Genomic DNA, 15,156 nt, shown 5'->3' with positions numbered 1-15,156 from the left:
CTTTGTCAGCAGTCTGAAAGCCCCTAATAATAGGGGCTTTGATTTGAGTATTTTTCGCGCAGTAAAACACGCTTATTGAATCGTAACTCTAAAGCAATTCTACCGACTGCTTTGCAATAACAAATTCTTCATTGGTCGGTATAACCATTGCGATTGCATTCAATACCTCTGAACGAGCAATCACGCCAGACGCGCCAAATCTTGCGGCTTCATTACCTTGCTCATCTTCCACAAAACCTAGAAGCTTGAGGTTATTTAAAATCTCACTACGAATTGGTAACGAGTTTTCACCGATGCCTCCTGTGAAAATAATGGCGTCAAGGTGACCCAGTGGAATTAGGTAAGAACCAATATATTTTGCAACACGGTACGTAAATACTTCAAATGCGAGCCTTGCCCCTTCATGCCCTTCATCCATAGCTTCTAGAATGCCACGAGCATCGGAAGTAAGCCCTGAAACACCAAGAAAACCTGATTTCTTGTTCAAGGTTTCAAACACCTTTTCTTGGCTCCAGCCCTTCTTCATCAAAAACTCAATAATACCGGGGTCTAAATCTCCGGAGCGCGTTCCCATCATCAACCCGGCTAATGGTGTGAAGCCCATTGAGGTATCCACAGATTCTCCATTGCTTATGGCACATACTGACGCACCATTACCTAGATGAACTGAAATAAAGCTGGATTCTTCCACTGGTTTGTTGAGCATTTTTGCAGCTTCACGGCTAACAAAATAATGGCTTGTACCGTGAAATCCGTATCGACGAATACCATATTCTTTATACAATTCGTTAGAGATAGCTCCGGTAAACGCTTTTTGAGGCATGGTTTGATGGAATGCCGTATCAAACACAGCAAATTGTGGCAAGGTAGGAAAAGCAGATATCGCAGCATGAATACCCGTCGCACCTGCTGGGTTATGTAGCGGTGCAAGGTCTGAAAGGCTCTCTATTTCTTGTAAGACATCTGCATCAATTCGTACCGTTTGAGTGAACCTTTCGCCACCGTGAACAATTCGATGACCGACAGCCACAATGTTTTCTGTTAGCTTATATTCTTCTACTAGCCCGACAATTCGATTGATTGCGTAGTGATGATGATTTTCGGGCGCATCAATCTTCTCTTCAAACTTATTACCATCGTGTTTCCAGCTGATTACCGCGTCAGGCAATCCAAAACACTCGCCTAAACCGCTGACAACGGCACTGCCCGTTTCGGAATCAATGACAGCGAATTTAAGAGAAGAACTACCTGAGTTTATAACTAGAACAAAGGAATGAGACATAAGGTTATGAATCCTGTTTTTAGCTAATTTTCTAAAGCGATATGCTTTCGTCGAAGATGAATCCATTATTCAATGATTTTTGAATCTTTCAACTTTATTTTAATTAACAAGTCATGCAATTAAGAGTTTTGTTGATCTAGCGCAGCAAAGCATTTACTTCATACAGAAAATTTAAAATCAATAGATAAGCATCTGAATACATATATAGAACATCCACTCTCTTAAGCTTGAAACACCACAATGGCTAAGCGTATTGAATTCTTTAACTAATGAACCCACCAAGCTGACCATTTTACGAAATATGTTTGGAACGTTGTCTATACTTTATCTGTAATAGATGTAGGAAGAGAGTTTCTTGTTCATCTAAAGCTTATTCGCAACGCCTATTCGCGCAGCCATTGTTAAGGGTTAAATGTGATTCTATTTGCTGACTTGCTCGTTTTTCTGGGGATTGTATTTTTGGGTTTTGGGCTCAGGCCTGCTATCCAAATTTGCCAGAAGACTCATGAGCTAGGTTGGCAGATATTACTAACACTCATTATTGCGTTCACGCTCGGCTACACTTTATTTCTCTTGTATTTACTCAGCATACGTTCTGTAAGTTATATCGAATTAGGCATGGCGGCGATCTTGTTTGGGGGGAGCTTATTCGTTGCTTTGGTCGTCAACTACAGTCAAAAAAGCATCAATCAGATTGATGATATAGCTCAACTGGAGCGCTACAACGCGCTTCACGATTCTTTAACCAAACTGCCCAATCGCCAGTTTTGCATGCGTCAACTCGACAAACGTATTGAGCGGAGAACACCGTTTTCTGTCTTGTTGTTCGATGTAAACAATTTTAAATACGTGAATGACGCAATGGGTCACCAATTTGGAGATATGTTACTCCAGCAAATAAGCCAAAGATTAAGTATGGTATTGCCTAAACAGGCTTTTTTCTCTCGAATCGGGGGGGACGAATTCGTCATAATTTTACGAACTGGCGGTAGAAAGCCAATTGAAGAACTTTATTATGAAATATCAGAGGAGTTGAGCCATCCATTCAATCTTGGTGAATACAGCATCATCACCTCCATCAGTACTGGCGTCAGCATTTATCCGGAATACAGCACAGAGAAAGATCAGATCCTCAAACAAGCCGATGTTGCGATGTATGAAGCAAAACGCTCCGGTTGCGGTTTGTATTTCTACTCAAGCCACTTAGCGGATCAAGCCAAAGAACAACTCGCGATATCCAGCCAGCTAACCTCCGCACTGCACAATCAAGAATTTGAGCTTCACTACCAACCTATCGTTAACACAAGGTACAATTCTCTCTACGGTTATGAAGCACTAATTCGGTGGCCTCAAGCCGACGGTACGTTCATATCACCCGAAAAATTCATTCCAATAGCAGAACAATCGCACATTATTCGCGACATTACAGATTGGGTGGTGAATCAAGTCATACTTGATTTGCAAATCTTTAATGAATCGGGGATCGACGCCAGTATTCACTTAAACCTGTCAGCTAAAGACTTAAATAGTCGAGCACTGTTTAACAATCTAAAACAATTGGTAGATAGCAATCAAATCAATCCAAGCCGACTTGTTCTAGAGGTGACGGAAAGCAATATGCTTAAAGATTTGAACAATACTAAACAAGTATTGGATGCACTGAGGGCGATTGGTTTTAAGATCAGCTTAGATGACTTCGGTACAGGTTACTCTTCGCTAACGTTGCTTAGAGAACTCCCGATCGACCAAATTAAAATTGACCGCTCCTTTGTATCTGGAATGCACAGGAGCGATTCTGATCATGCCATTGTCCGCTCATCTATTTCGTTGGCACATGGGCTGAACTGCACCGTAATTGCTGAAGGCGTTGAAGAAACAGAACTGATGGCATTGCTCGACACTGCGAACTGCGACTATGTACAAGGGTTCATTAATGGTCGTGCACAAACAATAGATAATATTGTTTACTGGACAAAACAGCACCAATTAAAAAGCGCCATTTAGTAAATCCAAATTAGCTAAAAAACATGGATAGACAAAATCGCGCCAGTTACTGCAAGTTTGATTGTCGACTCAAATATCATCGTATACAAAAGTGATAACGAGTTTAAATAGGGTTTATTAATGGGTTAAAACTCGTATCCCATAGTCACGTATAATGCATATAGGTTTGCGTCCCCTTCTTTCCCATCTTTTTTAAGCGATAGGTGGTTACCCCGTAACTCAGTACCAAACTCAAAATTGTTATCCAATCGGTAGGAACTTCCAATTGCCCACATGTAACCGAAGCCTTTTGCTTTTGGTTTGGAGTCTTTATCAACCGTTAACGTTTTTTTGTATTCCAACGCTTCGACATACCCATAAGATAAACCAGCGCTACCGTAGATATCGATACAGTCAGTCAGCGAATACGTTATTTTTGGCGCTGCGTTCAAAACAACAGAGCTAATTTCTTCTACTTCGTAAAGGGAAGACGTGTCTGACTTTTTCTTTGAGTTGTAATGAATATCGCCAGATAGCGCAACGCCCAAATAAATGTCCTCTGCCTCAGTCCAACTTGAGGTCATACGCGAATATTCAAGCGACAAAGATCGCCCTACCAATTCATAATCGCCAACACTCGCCACTTTAGACTGGAAACTGGACCCGCCAACCTTGGCAGTAAATAATTGATAAGCCTCTGGGCGCGGTTCTGCACTAGCATGTGAGGATAATGCGACTGCACTGGCAAAAACTAAAGCAAACTGTTTTTTCAAAACAATATCCAAATAATCTGACTGGGTTTTGTGTAAAGAAATTGAGCTTTGCAAGAAAACATTCCAACAATGGCATCAAATTCTCATTATTGATTGAGCGCGCGAGATTCTACACAACTAATATGCATATCAATAGAGTCATTTATGAATTTTAGCTGAACAAATTACCTCTTATTTTCATTACGTGATTTAGAACACCTTATTATCCTTGGTACTAGCTAGGCTAAGGCGTTCAAATGCGCATGTAAATTAATTGTTACAGATTATGATTTCGAGAAATTGGTGAATTTGTAGACGGCAATTTACTTTTCATCGATAGTTACCACATCAACGCAACATATTTGCAACATCGTGGTGACTTATGACTAAACAGAGCAAATATCAGTCAAAGAAAGCAGATGAAAACGGTGTCATTCAATGGACTGACGAAGAAAATAATGTGTGGGAAACACTCATTCACAGGCAACTTAACTGTATTAAAAACAGAGCATGCCATGAGTACATGGAAGGACTAAATAAATTAAACCTTCCACACGAACGCATTCCCCAGCTTCACGAAATTAATTCTGTACTCTCTTCAGAAACAGGTTGGCAATGCGAAGCGGTACCAGCCTTAATAAGCTTCGACAAATTTTTCGAAATGTTATCTGAACGAAAATTTCCAGTTGCCACTTTTATTCGCAAAAGAGAAGAAATGGAATACCTTCAGGAACCTGATATTTTCCATGAAATATTTGGTCATTGCGCGATGCTAACTCACCCTGCCTTTGCTGCTTTTACCCACTCTTACGGTAAATTAGGTCTAAAGGCTTCTAAAGAGGACAGAGTTTATCTAGCCCGTTTATATTGGTTCACAGTTGAATTTGGTCTAATTAAAAATAGCAGCGGAGTCAGCATATATGGTGGTGGAATACTCTCTAGCCCAGGTGAAACGCAATACGTTTACAGCGACCAGCCCGTATTCGCCCCACTAAAGCCACTTGATGTTTTGCGAACTCCATACCGAATCAACATCATGCAACCAAAATACTTTTACATCGACAATATTAGCGAGCTTTTCGAAATCGCTAATCTTGATATTATGTCGCTTATTGAACACGCCAAAACACTGGGTCTACATTCGCCCATGTACGAACTTGAACACGATTAAGGAAAAATCATGTCAGAAGCACTGTTAGAGTCATCTTGCGAAGCGTGCCGTTTTGATGCACCACAAGTTGAAACCGAAGAAGCCAAGGAGTTACTAAGCCAGATCCCTGAATGGCGACTCATCAATGTGAACGGTATTTCACAACTCGAAAGGGTCTATACATTTAAAAACTTCAAACTCGCTTTAGCGTTTACTAATCGCATAGGTGATATGGCTGAAGAAGAAGGGCACCATCCGGCATTGACTACCGAATGGGGAAAAGTGACCGTTCAATGGTGGAGTCACTCGATCAAAGGTCTCCATAAAAATGATTTTATCTGCGCAGCAAAAACAGATTCGCTGCTCTAAACAAATTTGCTCGTAACCTCAGGTTTGCATTGCAAGCCTTGAGGTTATGACGCTCCCCCGTCCTCAAACAATTCCCCCCTTACCCATAAGCCACGTAATAAAAAGCGCTCGATATTTGCGCTAATTTGACACCCAGATGATTCTCTAGTGACAAATAAGTTATTTTTTAGTTCGTACACTAAACTTTAGAATTCAACCATTTTCACCGCATTAATTGTGACACGGATCGCAATTAATCCAACATATTGAGTTCAGCTTGATTTGATCCCTAAATAATGTACCCTTCTGCGAAGCAATAATGTTTAGACCTCTAAAGGAATGTGTGGCATCAAATGACAATTGCAGCCCCATGGGTAGATAACCCAGACATATTAGACAATGCAAAAACAAAGTGGATATTTCGCAATCCAAACAAAAAGGACGGCGATGATATTCACCAACTTATAGAGAGCTGTCCTCCTCTAGACACCAACTCCTCCTATTGTAATTTCTTACAGTCCTTTCACTTCAAAGACACATGTATCGTTGCAGAATTTGATGGGGAATTAGCGGGGTTCATTTCCGGTTATTGTAAACCTAGCTCCCCGAAAGACTTGTTTGTTTGGCAAGTTGCCGTCTCCCCAAATCACAGGGGGAAAGGGCTGGCATTTTCAATGTTGAAAGCGCTATTGAAAAGAGAAAGCTTGAAATCGATAGAGTGCGTGGAAACGACGATTACCGAATCAAATCAGGCTTCTTGGAGTCTGTTTAAGAAATTGGATAAAGAAAACGGAAACACCGGAAGCAAAACCATATTTTTGGATGAAGCCGAACATTTCAAAGGCAAGCACGATACCGAGTATTTGTATCGCATCCCTCTACTTTAAATTTAACCCAAGGAAAAAGCGGTCCCACAATGGATATCTTTAAGAAAAAGGAATCTAAAGTCAGATCCTATTCAAATAACTTTCCAGTTGTTTTTCAAAAAGCGCAAGGTAGTTGGCTAGAAACAGAAAATAACAATAAGTACTTAGATTTTCTCGCAGGCGCAGGGTCTCTAAACTACGGGCATAACAACCCAGTTTTGAAAGACGCTTTACTGACATACATAACTAACGACGGTATTACACATGGCTTAGACATGCACTCTGAAGCCAAAGCGGAGTTTCTGCATGCATTAGACAAGCATATCTTCGCACCACGTGATCTGGACTATAAAGTGCAGTTCACTGGTCCTACTGGGACCAATGCGGTTGAAGCTGCATTAAAACTCGCCAGAAAATTCACTGGTCGACAAAACGTTGTTGCGTTTACAAACGGGTTCCACGGTTGTTCTATGGGTGCTCTTGCAGCAACAGGCAATCAACACCATCGAGGCGGTGCAGGAATGGCGCTCACTGGTGTAACTCGTATACCCTTCGAAAATTATGCCAACGTCGATGGGCTCGCGTTATTCGAAGCCATGCTTTCAGACAACTCAAGTGGCCTAGATATGCCTGCCGCCGTTTTACTTGAAGCGGTTCAAGGAGAAGGAGGCTTAAACGTTGCTAGCAATGCGTGGTTGCAAAAACTGAGTGCCATTTGTACAAAACATAAAATCTTACTGATTGTCGACGATATCCAAGCCGGCTGTGGACGCACTGGTACATTCTTCAGCTTTGAGCCTTCTGGTATCAAACCTGATCTCGTCACTTTATCTAAGTCCATTAGCGGGTTTGGTTTACCAATGGCGGTTGTATTGCTTAAACCTGAGTTAGATGTTTGGAAACCAGGAGAGCACAACGGTACGTTTCGTGGCAACAATCATGCTTTCGTTACCGCAACAAAAGCGTTGGAATTGTATTGGGCAGACAGTCAGTTCGAACAACACATCTCTGAACGCGCCAGCCAAATTCACAAGCACTTAGAACAGTCACTTCTTAACTTCCCTCACTTATTTGAAAGAATAAAAGGTCGTGGAATGATGATTGGTATCGAGTGTAAAAACCCTGATGTCGCTGGTCTTATTACTCGAAATTGCTTTGATCGCGGTATGATCATCGAGACTGCGGGAGCAAATGATGAAGTTGTTAAGTTCTTCTGCCCTCTAACCATTACAGAGGCGGAACTGGCTCAAGGCTTAGAAATATTTGAAGCGTCTTCTGAAGCAGTCGCTCAACAGATAGTAAAGAAAGCATCTTAGGAATTTAGAATGATTGTAAGAACTTTAGAAGAATGTCAAAACAGTGAGCGCCGCGTCGTATCAGACAACTGGGAAAGCGTTCGCATGTTGCTTAAAGATGACAAGATGGGCTTTTCGTTTCATATCACTACTATTTATGAAAATACGGAAACTCACATCCACTATAAAAATCATCTTGAGTCTGTTTACTGCATGAGCGGTGAAGGCGAAATCGAGGTAATTGGCGGTAAAACTTATCCAATTAAACCAGGTACGCTCTACATTCTCGACAAACATGATGAGCACTACCTTAGAGCGTACAAAGACAAAGAAATGGTAATGGCTTGTGTATTCAACCCACCGATTACTGGCAACGAAGTTCACGATGAAAACGGCGTATACCCAATTGTAGATTAATCTATCATTGAGAATCACATCTCGTCTGAGTTAACCCAATGCGATCTTAAGTGGCTGTACATTCAAGATCGCATTGTTTTCAAACTTGATATTAGGGTCTGTTGATCTTTCGTGGTTAAATTTTGTTCGACTTCTATGCCTTTTAATCGCGGCGCAAGGTGTGTCGCCTAGTCATTCTAAGCAAATACCTTGCAACAAAGAGTAAAAGGCATGGGAACGGGGACGCCTAGTCGAACCCTTCGGGCAGCATTTGTGGCTTATTTCTACTGCGTTATCGCTCATTGATGTAGAGTGACTACACCGAATGAGCTCTGCCTTGTATAAATCATCCACAAATTGCTGCAAAAATCATCTCGAAAGGTCAACAGACCCTAAGAACTCAGTTTTTCTTGGCTATTCCTAATATTCGGCTTAGTGTACCGTCTTTATCAATAAACTGGTGCTTCAGAGCGCCGACAATATGTAAAAGTAGCCCGGCAAGTAATATCTTGAATCCGATTCCATGAATGGTACCACCCAAATTACTCAACGATTCTGTTTTTTCACTTTTTGCAACCAACTCCAATCCAAAAAATGCCAAACCGTGACCTCCACCCACACTCATTAGTCCACCAGACAAAGGCATAGCCACAGTACCAATCAATAATAGGTAGTGAATGATCTTAGACAGGTTTACTTGCCACCTAGGCATAACAGAAGCACTGACGATTTCCCCTTCTTTTAACCGCCATGCGATTCTAAGGGTAGCCATTAATAACACCATCAATCCGAGTGATTTATGCGTTGCAAGCAATTCAAACTTTTCGGGACCTCGAGGTAACCCTTCAACAAACTTACCCATTCCCAATGTCACGATAAAACTGATGCCCACAAGCCAATGAAAAATAACTGTAGGGGTTGAAAGACGATTGCTCATATATCACCTATATTTGTATGGTTTTATTATGAGTAAATCATGCACAACAACCCGCTAAAGTTCGATACCGTATTGTGTAAAGTTATGTAAATGTACCTAAAAGGCTCAGAAACTTTACATCATCTCGTTTAAGAGATAAGTCGCGTGTTTCAAACTTAAAATCGTGTCTAAAAAAAAGAGCCGCTAAAAAGCGGCTCGATATAAGTAGAAAATTAGAAAAGCTAAGATAGAGTTAACTCATTCTTAGACAAAAATTCGATAGCATCCTGGCAGTTGTTCTTGGCCGCTTTGTACATGTACTCAATGGCTTGATCTTCATCTACTACACCGCCTTCCCCACTGAATAACATTTGAGCAAACATGTATTGTGCTTTTGGTACATTGAGGTCGGCAGCACCGTTTAAATACGTTCTCGCTTTCGCCATATCCTCAAATACACCGATTCCACTCGCATAAACGGTATAAAGGATCATTGCGGCATTGGTGTTTTTTCCGCAATACGATCGCTTCAGCCAAAAAATACCTTCATTTTCGTTTTTCTCTGCCCCCAAACCTGTTAGCCGACTTACTCCTGTAAGTAACTGGGCAAAAGGTGAACCACGATAAGCATATTCAACAATGATGTTTACGTTTACTAAAGCATTGTTCACTCTTCTAGAAAGAAGCGCTTCCATGAAATCTTTATTGAGCAAATTTGCGGCGTCTTTTAAAAACTCATTAGATCCACGTATAAGATCTTCATCGTTAAATTCATTTTGAATCAGTGAAGTGATAAATCGTTTCACTTTTTCTATGTCTGACAATTCCATGATCCTGAGTCTTAACCTTCGATAGAGCTAAAAGTATGTCACGAAAACGTAAAATCTAGGTTAACGTTACACATTAATGCTAAGTAACTCGCATTCTCACCTTAGACTCGTGTACATCGCCTGAAGAGGCACCTAGGTATCGTTATGAAAAACATGGACTCATAGATGCCTCCAATGGTTTTACATTACAGAATTATTTGGCATTACCCTCAGCTTCTTGGGGCTTTTTCGGTGGGTTACTTGAGGAACGCTGCCAATTGACTCCCGTACAGGGTTGGTAAGAAGGTCCTCTTGGGCTTCCTCTATGACCACCACCATTTGAGCTATGACTTCTATTCATGTTGCCTCCTTGTAAACATTTTAAGTGAGCAAACAATGTGCAATGTGCACCAACTCAGTCTATGTGAGTACACCGATAAAATATGAGAGCAAACTTACAGTTGGCTGGAACTTCTAATAGCAGAGATAAGACAAAGCGTATTTATGTGGATATACCCAAGTTACGAAATAAAGATCGATAGCGTGTAGTGACCACTACCGATCTTTTTACTCGCCTAAAACATAACGGATGCTCAAACTAAACCAGTAAGTCGCTAACTTCTCGTCTCGGAGATTCAGGTGTGGGCTTCGCTTTACCCAGCCTAAACACCATTTGTACTGTATGAGATTTGTTAATATTAAAATACTGTTTGAAGCTTTCTTGCAGTGGAAGCATATCTTGATATTCCTGAAGTATTTGGCTCATTGGATGTTGCGCTATACCCAATGAAGCCGTCACCAGATTGATTCTGTTGTATAAGCGCCCCACCTTTAATTGGTCTTTCCTTGTGTTTCCTTCGGTAATCAACATAGCAAAATGATGTGTGCTTGCTGTAACTGTTTTTGTAAGTTTGATCCCTTCTTTGCCAAAAGCAGCCGGATCTTTTTCAGCCGATTCACGACTCAAAAAGAACTGTTCTGCGACCCAACGCTTCGCGCCTAGAACACCATTTTGTGGCAAACCAAAACCATCTCGATGCTTTTTGAACTCATCATCGTTAAAACGGAACATGCCTATTGTTTCAAGGCTGCGCGTACTTTTTTGTTCTTCAATTTCCATCGCTTGATTAAGGAAGTGTCGCATTTCTTGGTTGTATTCTTCCGTTTGCACCAATCTTAATTCGCTGCCTTTCGTTTCTACAACGTTAAGGATAGCGTTCAATTCAGTATCTTTAAGCTTTGCATCAGTATATTCAGTTTTATTAGATTGACGTGTGACAAGATAAGGGAACAAGGGATCCGGTTGAATGCTCGCATCTGGAACAAGTTTGATCGCTGCAACTGGCTTGTTTTCCAACACCTGATTACCGTACTCGCCTAGCGGAAAATATTGCACGTCTGCCCTCGTTGCAAAATGGCTTGCAGCCACGACCAGACTTTCAATAAACGTACCCTGACCAATATGGATTTGGCGATGAATCGGATCCGTTTCAGGCAGTAACCTATCCTCGTCGACATACAACAAAATTGTATCTTCGCCTTTAAAAGCGACCTTCCATGGCTGAATATTGTGAGGATTTGGGCACAGCATTGCGTAGCTGATGAGTGTCTTCCTAAGATCTGAGTAAGTCAGTGCCGGTCTAAATGAAAGATCAGAAGAACCTGAAACGTTACTAACCAAAACAGGTGCAGCAGCCAAAACGACTGCCCCAGCGCCCATCACTTTAATGAAATTCCTTCTATCCATTGCTATACCCTCTTTAATTCATTTGCTAAACTATATTCCATGGAATAAATATACATTCCACGGAATATATATCAAGAGGTTTTGTTCATAATGTCGACAGAAAAACAGCAAGCATCCATTAAGATAATGATTACATTAGGAATAATTAATCAACTCACCGACTCTTGGCTAAACAAAGCACTGGCGCCAATTGGAATTAACCAGTCACAATTTAATTTGCTGAACCATTTTTCGCACCAGCCAGAACGCGAACAGACCATTAGCCAATTAGCTCAAGTTATGCAAATGAACCAGCCTGGCATTACTAAGGTGATCAACAAGCTCGCAAAGGATGGGCTAATTGAAATAAGAAAAGACGAAACCGATGGAAGGAAAAAGTGGATTAAAATAAACAGCGCTGGATTAGATAAGGTTCATCTCGCTTTTATGAGTTTTATGCCCACAATCGAAGCTTGCTTTAAGAATTGGGATAATGACGAAATGCTGCAAATGTTAAAGCATTCCAATAAGTTAAAAGATTGGCTAGATGAGAATCGAGATATAAATTAACTACCCTGTGAAAACAGGTCTTTGGTTGGTATATACCCAAGTAACCTCAAGATGCGGGATTCAGAGCCCGTAGCATTAAGCCTACAGGCACTCATTGAATTTTTTCGCCTCTGTTCTAGGCAAGCACCTTCTCTTTGATTACCGTTAAAACGCCTTGTTTATCTTGATGAGGCGCTTCAAAGCGAGCTAGCGCTTTTATTTCAGGGTGGGCGTTTTCCATAGCGTAGCTGTGATACGTTTCTTTCAGCATTTCGACATCGTTAAAGTAATCGCCAAAGCTCATACTCTGCTCGAAATCAAAATCGAACACTTTCTGTAAATGCCGTATTGCAGTGCCTTTAGACGCGTCTTTGTGCATAAAATCGAGCCAAATTTTGGCACTCACTACCACTTGGTGCGAATCTCCGAATTTTTCAGATACGACTGGGTATACATGCTCTTCTGTACCTTCATAATTCAGAATGGCTATTTTAATAAATTCATCATCGACATCGAGTAAATCCTCTACGTTTTTTACACGGTGATAATAGTTTTGGATCTCTTCGAACTTACTCGGGTCATTCGTTTCAATGTACGCTGAATCCTTTCCACATAAAACGATGTCTGAATTTTCAATACCACGAACAGTAACAACAATATCGTGCACTTCTTTCTTAGGAATAACGGCGCTATACAGCTCGTTCCCCTGATGCATGACGATCGCGCCATTTTCTGCAATGAAAAGCATGTCATCTGCGATAGACTCAAACATACTCAGCAAGCTGTAATATTGCCTACCTGACGCTGCGGCAAAAAGAACCTCTTTTTCGCGTAACGCATGAAAAACATCATAGAACTCTGAGGGAAGATTTTTTGAACTATCGAGCAATGTGCCATCCATATCAGTGGCAATAAACTTTATCTTTTCTAACAAAACGACTCCAAAATACTTATCTACGATTTTGCTTCAACAACAAAAGCCTAGGGTCTATAGACCTAATCTAATCATTGAAAACTAAAATGCCACAAAACGTTAACTGCGTGAATAACTTAATATCTGAATGTACCCAAGCTTTTGGGCTATCTTTTACTTATTAAAGTAACACATAGGAACAAATCGGATACCGTTAACTTCAGATTCAGAATCTGTTATTTCAAACCCCTGTGATTCATAGAACGAAACCGCATTAACTGATGCTTTTAAGCTTACGTGGCACGGTTCAGAATGGTCTAAGAGGTGCTGCAACAACTTTTTGCCTATCCCACTTCTTTGCTGCTTTGTATCAACAAAAAGGTGTGTGATGTAAGAACCTTCCCGGAGAGCACCGAAACCAATCGGTTTTCCATTTTCCACAGCTTTAACACTGTAAAACTTGCTTTCATCAAAAGCTGTTTTTAAGTCTGGAAGCACTTTTGATATAAAGGTCAATCTTCCTTTTTCGTTGAAATGAGGTAAGATATCTGAATTCGCAACCTTCTCCACAAGCTCAACGACTGCAGCCATATCACTTTCTTCTACTTTTTTTATATCCAAAGCCTTCTCCTATGTCCGAAAGCTCAACTTAACATCCTGTAATAAAAGACTTAACTTGTTTTTTGTTAGAACATTAACATTAGTCTATTTTTTTTGGTGTACAATTAACTGAATGATATGCTGCTTGTGCGGTCTAATGAAATACCGACATATGTGGCTTAGTGAACAAGCAACACAACGCTTAGTCTTAATGCCAGTAACTTATCCTGGCAGCTCAAAATAAAAGAAAGCGTTTAGAAAGAGACTTAAGTAATGACAGTAATGCTTTACCCTACCAAAACATCGCCAAAAGGCTATCGTGTACAAGATAAAGTACTCAATGTTCAGAAATACTTCCCTTTTTCTAAATTTGGAACGCCCAAAAAAGCAGAAAAATCTGCTCGTGAGTTCCAAGAACAACTCTCTGAAAAACGAAAAGTACGTGAAATTCGGCTCACACTCGATGTAAACCAAATATTCCATGCTGACGGCTCTGTTAAAGGATTAAGTAAACGTCTTAGACGCACAAATAACGGAAGCGTGGTAGAAGTACTCAGAGCGCAAGTATCTGTTGATGGCAAGCAAGTTTCTACCGATTGGCAGTTAAAAAATCGCACCTTCAGAGAAGCTTATAAAGGGGTTCAGGATTGGATCTTAGAAAAACGCGGTATCACAAGAACACGTGAGATCACCAACCTTTTTAAAGAGGTGGAAGGCATGTACAAATAGCCGTTCAACTTAGTACGCATCGTAGTAAAAACGCAGCAACCGATTCGGTGCTGCGTTTTTCGTTTAGCGCACTCGTTCTATTCTTTTAACACCATATCAATACACATAACAGCCGCCAGAATAAGCTTTCTAACATCGTCATTTTCCGGAACATCGCTGGCAATTTCCAACACATAGTTATCAGCGCTAGTAAACATTTCTTTTCCGATCCCAGCCCACTTCTTGGATACGTGAGCGAGCTCTTTCTCATTATTTTTGAAATAGAAATCCCAACCAGTCCACTTACCTTCTAGCTGACACATCTCTTCACCACGTTTATCAAGCAGTGCAAATTTCCCACCTATTGAAAACAGTTTCTGCTCGAATTCACCAATCAATTCATTATTGTGGTCAGTCACTGTCACTTTAGATAAAAACAGCGAAATCCCCCTTTGGATACGAACAACTCGTTGCCCGTCTGGGGTTTTTATTTGAATATCAAACGGTGTCATTCGCTTATAGTCTGTAAAGCGCAATAGCTTGGTAAAGAACCCTAGGGTGGGTTCTCGACACTCCATGATCACGTCACCTGATTCTGGGTCGTATATATCGAAGTTATTGGCTGCCTTAAACATGCCAACATGTTCCTTTACCAAAAACAGATTCTTATTAATTACGTCTACCACTCTATTCCTCCGGTGGGTTTGATACCTAAGCCAAAATTTTCTTAGTAGTTCTTTTATCATTTAACTCTTTGATAAAAAGATAATTTTCCCAGTTCTATGAGAGCGAGCACAATTTGTTTGGGTAAGCGCAGCTTATAAGAGACACAGGAAGGCCTAATGTGCCTCTTTACCAACCAT

At 40.8% G+C, this 15,156-nt stretch carries 17 protein-coding genes; 8 read left to right on the top strand and 9 right to left on the bottom strand.

Going from position 1 to position 15,156, the window contains the following annotated elements:
* Positions 1 to 88: 88 nt before the first annotated feature.
* Positions 89 to 1,282 carry an acetate/propionate family kinase gene (locus tag CW749_RS14465; RefSeq protein WP_101112974.1) on the bottom strand — a complete coding sequence of 398 codons (1,194 nt, stop codon included), beginning with the start codon at positions 1,280 to 1,282 and terminating at the stop codon, positions 89 to 91.
* Between the two features lie 618 nt (positions 1,283 to 1,900).
* On the opposite strand from CW749_RS14465, the gene CW749_RS14460 reads away from it, so the two are divergent.
* The gene (locus CW749_RS14460; RefSeq protein ID WP_145997855.1) at positions 1,901 to 3,286 is read left to right on the top strand and encodes an EAL domain-containing protein; all 1,386 of its coding nucleotides are present in this window, start codon (positions 1,901 to 1,903) and stop codon (positions 3,284 to 3,286) included.
* Positions 3,287 to 3,411: 125 nt separating this feature from the next.
* Here the strand turns inward: CW749_RS14460 and CW749_RS14455 are convergent, their stop codons facing one another.
* Positions 3,412 to 4,038: an outer membrane beta-barrel protein gene (locus CW749_RS14455; RefSeq protein WP_180958411.1), complete on the bottom strand. Its 627-nt coding sequence runs from the start codon at positions 4,036 to 4,038 to the stop codon at positions 3,412 to 3,414.
* Positions 4,039 to 4,399: 361 nt separating this feature from the next.
* On the opposite strand from CW749_RS14455, the gene phhA reads away from it, so the two are divergent.
* The 5 genes from phhA to CW749_RS14430 all read left to right on the top strand — a co-directional run bounded on the left by phhA (position 4,400) and on the right by CW749_RS14430 (position 8,093).
* Positions 4,400 to 5,188 carry a phenylalanine 4-monooxygenase gene (gene phhA / locus CW749_RS14450; RefSeq protein ID WP_101112971.1) on the top strand — a complete coding sequence of 263 codons (789 nt, stop codon included), beginning with the start codon at positions 4,400 to 4,402 and terminating at the stop codon, positions 5,186 to 5,188.
* 9 nt (positions 5,189 to 5,197) lie between these two features.
* Positions 5,198 to 5,536, top strand: coding sequence for a 4a-hydroxytetrahydrobiopterin dehydratase (locus tag CW749_RS14445; RefSeq protein WP_101112970.1), 339 nt, complete (start codon positions 5,198 to 5,200; stop codon positions 5,534 to 5,536).
* A 332-nt stretch (positions 5,537 to 5,868) separates the two neighbouring features.
* Complete coding sequence (gene ectA, locus CW749_RS14440) at positions 5,869 to 6,402, top strand: diaminobutyrate acetyltransferase (protein WP_101112969.1); 534 nt, start codon at positions 5,869 to 5,871, stop codon at positions 6,400 to 6,402.
* 29 nt (positions 6,403 to 6,431) lie between these two features.
* On the top strand, positions 6,432 to 7,697 hold the full coding sequence (gene ectB, locus CW749_RS14435; RefSeq protein ID WP_101112968.1) for a diaminobutyrate--2-oxoglutarate transaminase: 1,266 nt from the start codon (positions 6,432 to 6,434) through the stop codon (positions 7,695 to 7,697).
* A 9-nt stretch (positions 7,698 to 7,706) separates the two neighbouring features.
* On the top strand, positions 7,707 to 8,093 hold the full coding sequence (locus CW749_RS14430) for an ectoine synthase (RefSeq protein ID WP_101112967.1): 387 nt from the start codon (positions 7,707 to 7,709) through the stop codon (positions 8,091 to 8,093).
* Positions 8,094 to 8,472: 379 nt separating this feature from the next.
* Here the strand turns inward: CW749_RS14430 and CW749_RS14420 are convergent, their stop codons facing one another.
* From CW749_RS14420 to CW749_RS14410, 4 genes are all read right to left on the bottom strand, one after another.
* Complete coding sequence (locus tag CW749_RS14420) at positions 8,473 to 9,009, bottom strand: cytochrome b (protein ID WP_101112966.1); 537 nt, start codon at positions 9,007 to 9,009, stop codon at positions 8,473 to 8,475.
* Positions 9,010 to 9,230: 221 nt separating this feature from the next.
* Complete coding sequence (locus CW749_RS14415; RefSeq protein WP_101112965.1) at positions 9,231 to 9,818, bottom strand: tetratricopeptide repeat protein; 588 nt, start codon at positions 9,816 to 9,818, stop codon at positions 9,231 to 9,233.
* Positions 9,819 to 10,011: 193 nt separating this feature from the next.
* Positions 10,012 to 10,158, bottom strand: coding sequence for a hypothetical protein (locus CW749_RS28200; RefSeq protein ID WP_180958410.1), 147 nt, complete (start codon positions 10,156 to 10,158; stop codon positions 10,012 to 10,014).
* Positions 10,159 to 10,395: 237 nt separating this feature from the next.
* Positions 10,396 to 11,544, bottom strand: coding sequence for a twin-arginine translocation signal domain-containing protein (locus tag CW749_RS14410; protein WP_145997854.1), 1,149 nt, complete (start codon positions 11,542 to 11,544; stop codon positions 10,396 to 10,398).
* Positions 11,545 to 11,634: 90 nt separating this feature from the next.
* Here CW749_RS14410 and CW749_RS14405 point away from each other — a divergent pair, with 90 nt between their 5' ends.
* Complete coding sequence (locus CW749_RS14405) at positions 11,635 to 12,093, top strand: MarR family winged helix-turn-helix transcriptional regulator (RefSeq protein WP_101112963.1); 459 nt, start codon at positions 11,635 to 11,637, stop codon at positions 12,091 to 12,093.
* Positions 12,094 to 12,208: 115 nt separating this feature from the next.
* Here CW749_RS14405 and CW749_RS14400 read toward each other — a convergent pair whose 3' ends face one another.
* Entirely contained in the window at positions 12,209 to 13,006 is a 798-nt protein-coding gene (locus CW749_RS14400; protein ID WP_180958409.1) for a Cof-type HAD-IIB family hydrolase, read from the bottom strand.
* A gap of 153 nt (positions 13,007 to 13,159) precedes the next feature.
* Positions 13,160 to 13,606, bottom strand: coding sequence for a GNAT family N-acetyltransferase (locus CW749_RS14395; RefSeq protein WP_101112962.1), 447 nt, complete (start codon positions 13,604 to 13,606; stop codon positions 13,160 to 13,162).
* A 252-nt stretch (positions 13,607 to 13,858) separates the two neighbouring features.
* On the opposite strand from CW749_RS14395, the gene CW749_RS14390 reads away from it, so the two are divergent.
* On the top strand, positions 13,859 to 14,314 hold the full coding sequence (locus CW749_RS14390; protein ID WP_101112961.1) for a hypothetical protein: 456 nt from the start codon (positions 13,859 to 13,861) through the stop codon (positions 14,312 to 14,314).
* A gap of 77 nt (positions 14,315 to 14,391) precedes the next feature.
* Here CW749_RS14390 and CW749_RS14385 read toward each other — a convergent pair whose 3' ends face one another.
* Positions 14,392 to 14,928 carry a phospholipid scramblase-related protein gene (locus CW749_RS14385; RefSeq protein ID WP_201797010.1) on the bottom strand — a complete coding sequence of 179 codons (537 nt, stop codon included), beginning with the start codon at positions 14,926 to 14,928 and terminating at the stop codon, positions 14,392 to 14,394.
* Positions 14,929 to 15,156: the final 228 nt, after the last annotated feature.

The organism is Vibrio sp. vnigr-6D03, from assembly GCF_002835515.1.
GTDB lineage: Bacteria > Pseudomonadota > Gammaproteobacteria > Enterobacterales > Vibrionaceae > Vibrio > Vibrio penaeicida.
This window is presented reverse-complemented; position numbering and strand designations above follow the sequence as displayed.

What these genes read in the sequence shown, in the direction of transcription:
- CW749_RS14460 (WP_145997855.1), top strand. Translation starts at nt 1,901, where the DNA reads ATGGCGGCGATCTTGTTTGGGGGGAGCTTATTCGTTGCTTTGGTCGTC.
- CW749_RS14430 (WP_101112967.1), top strand. Translation starts at nt 7,707, where the DNA reads ATGATTGTAAGAACTTTAGAAGAATGTCAAAACAGTGAGCGCCGCGTC.
- CW749_RS14445 (WP_101112970.1), top strand. Translation starts at nt 5,198, where the DNA reads ATGTCAGAAGCACTGTTAGAGTCATCTTGCGAAGCGTGCCGTTTTGAT.
- CW749_RS14405 (WP_101112963.1), top strand. Translation starts at nt 11,635, where the DNA reads ATGTCGACAGAAAAACAGCAAGCATCCATTAAGATAATGATTACATTA.
- CW749_RS28200 (WP_180958410.1), bottom strand. Translation starts at nt 10,158, where the DNA reads ATGAATAGAAGTCATAGCTCAAATGGTGGTGGTCATAGAGGAAGCCCA.
- CW749_RS14410 (WP_145997854.1), bottom strand. Translation starts at nt 11,544, where the DNA reads ATGGATAGAAGGAATTTCATTAAAGTGATGGGCGCTGGGGCAGTCGTT.
- ectB (WP_101112968.1), top strand. Translation starts at nt 6,432, where the DNA reads ATGGATATCTTTAAGAAAAAGGAATCTAAAGTCAGATCCTATTCAAAT.
- CW749_RS14420 (WP_101112966.1), bottom strand. Translation starts at nt 9,009, where the DNA reads ATGAGCAATCGTCTTTCAACCCCTACAGTTATTTTTCATTGGCTTGTG.
- CW749_RS14390 (WP_101112961.1), top strand. Translation starts at nt 13,859, where the DNA reads ATGACAGTAATGCTTTACCCTACCAAAACATCGCCAAAAGGCTATCGT.
- CW749_RS14415 (WP_101112965.1), bottom strand. Translation starts at nt 9,818, where the DNA reads ATGGAATTGTCAGACATAGAAAAAGTGAAACGATTTATCACTTCACTG.
- ectA (WP_101112969.1), top strand. Translation starts at nt 5,869, where the DNA reads ATGACAATTGCAGCCCCATGGGTAGATAACCCAGACATATTAGACAAT.
- CW749_RS14465 (WP_101112974.1), bottom strand. Translation starts at nt 1,282, where the DNA reads ATGTCTCATTCCTTTGTTCTAGTTATAAACTCAGGTAGTTCTTCTCTT.
- CW749_RS14385 (WP_201797010.1), bottom strand. Translation starts at nt 14,928, where the DNA reads ATGTTTAAGGCAGCCAATAACTTCGATATATACGACCCAGAATCAGGT.
- phhA (WP_101112971.1), top strand. Translation starts at nt 4,400, where the DNA reads ATGACTAAACAGAGCAAATATCAGTCAAAGAAAGCAGATGAAAACGGT.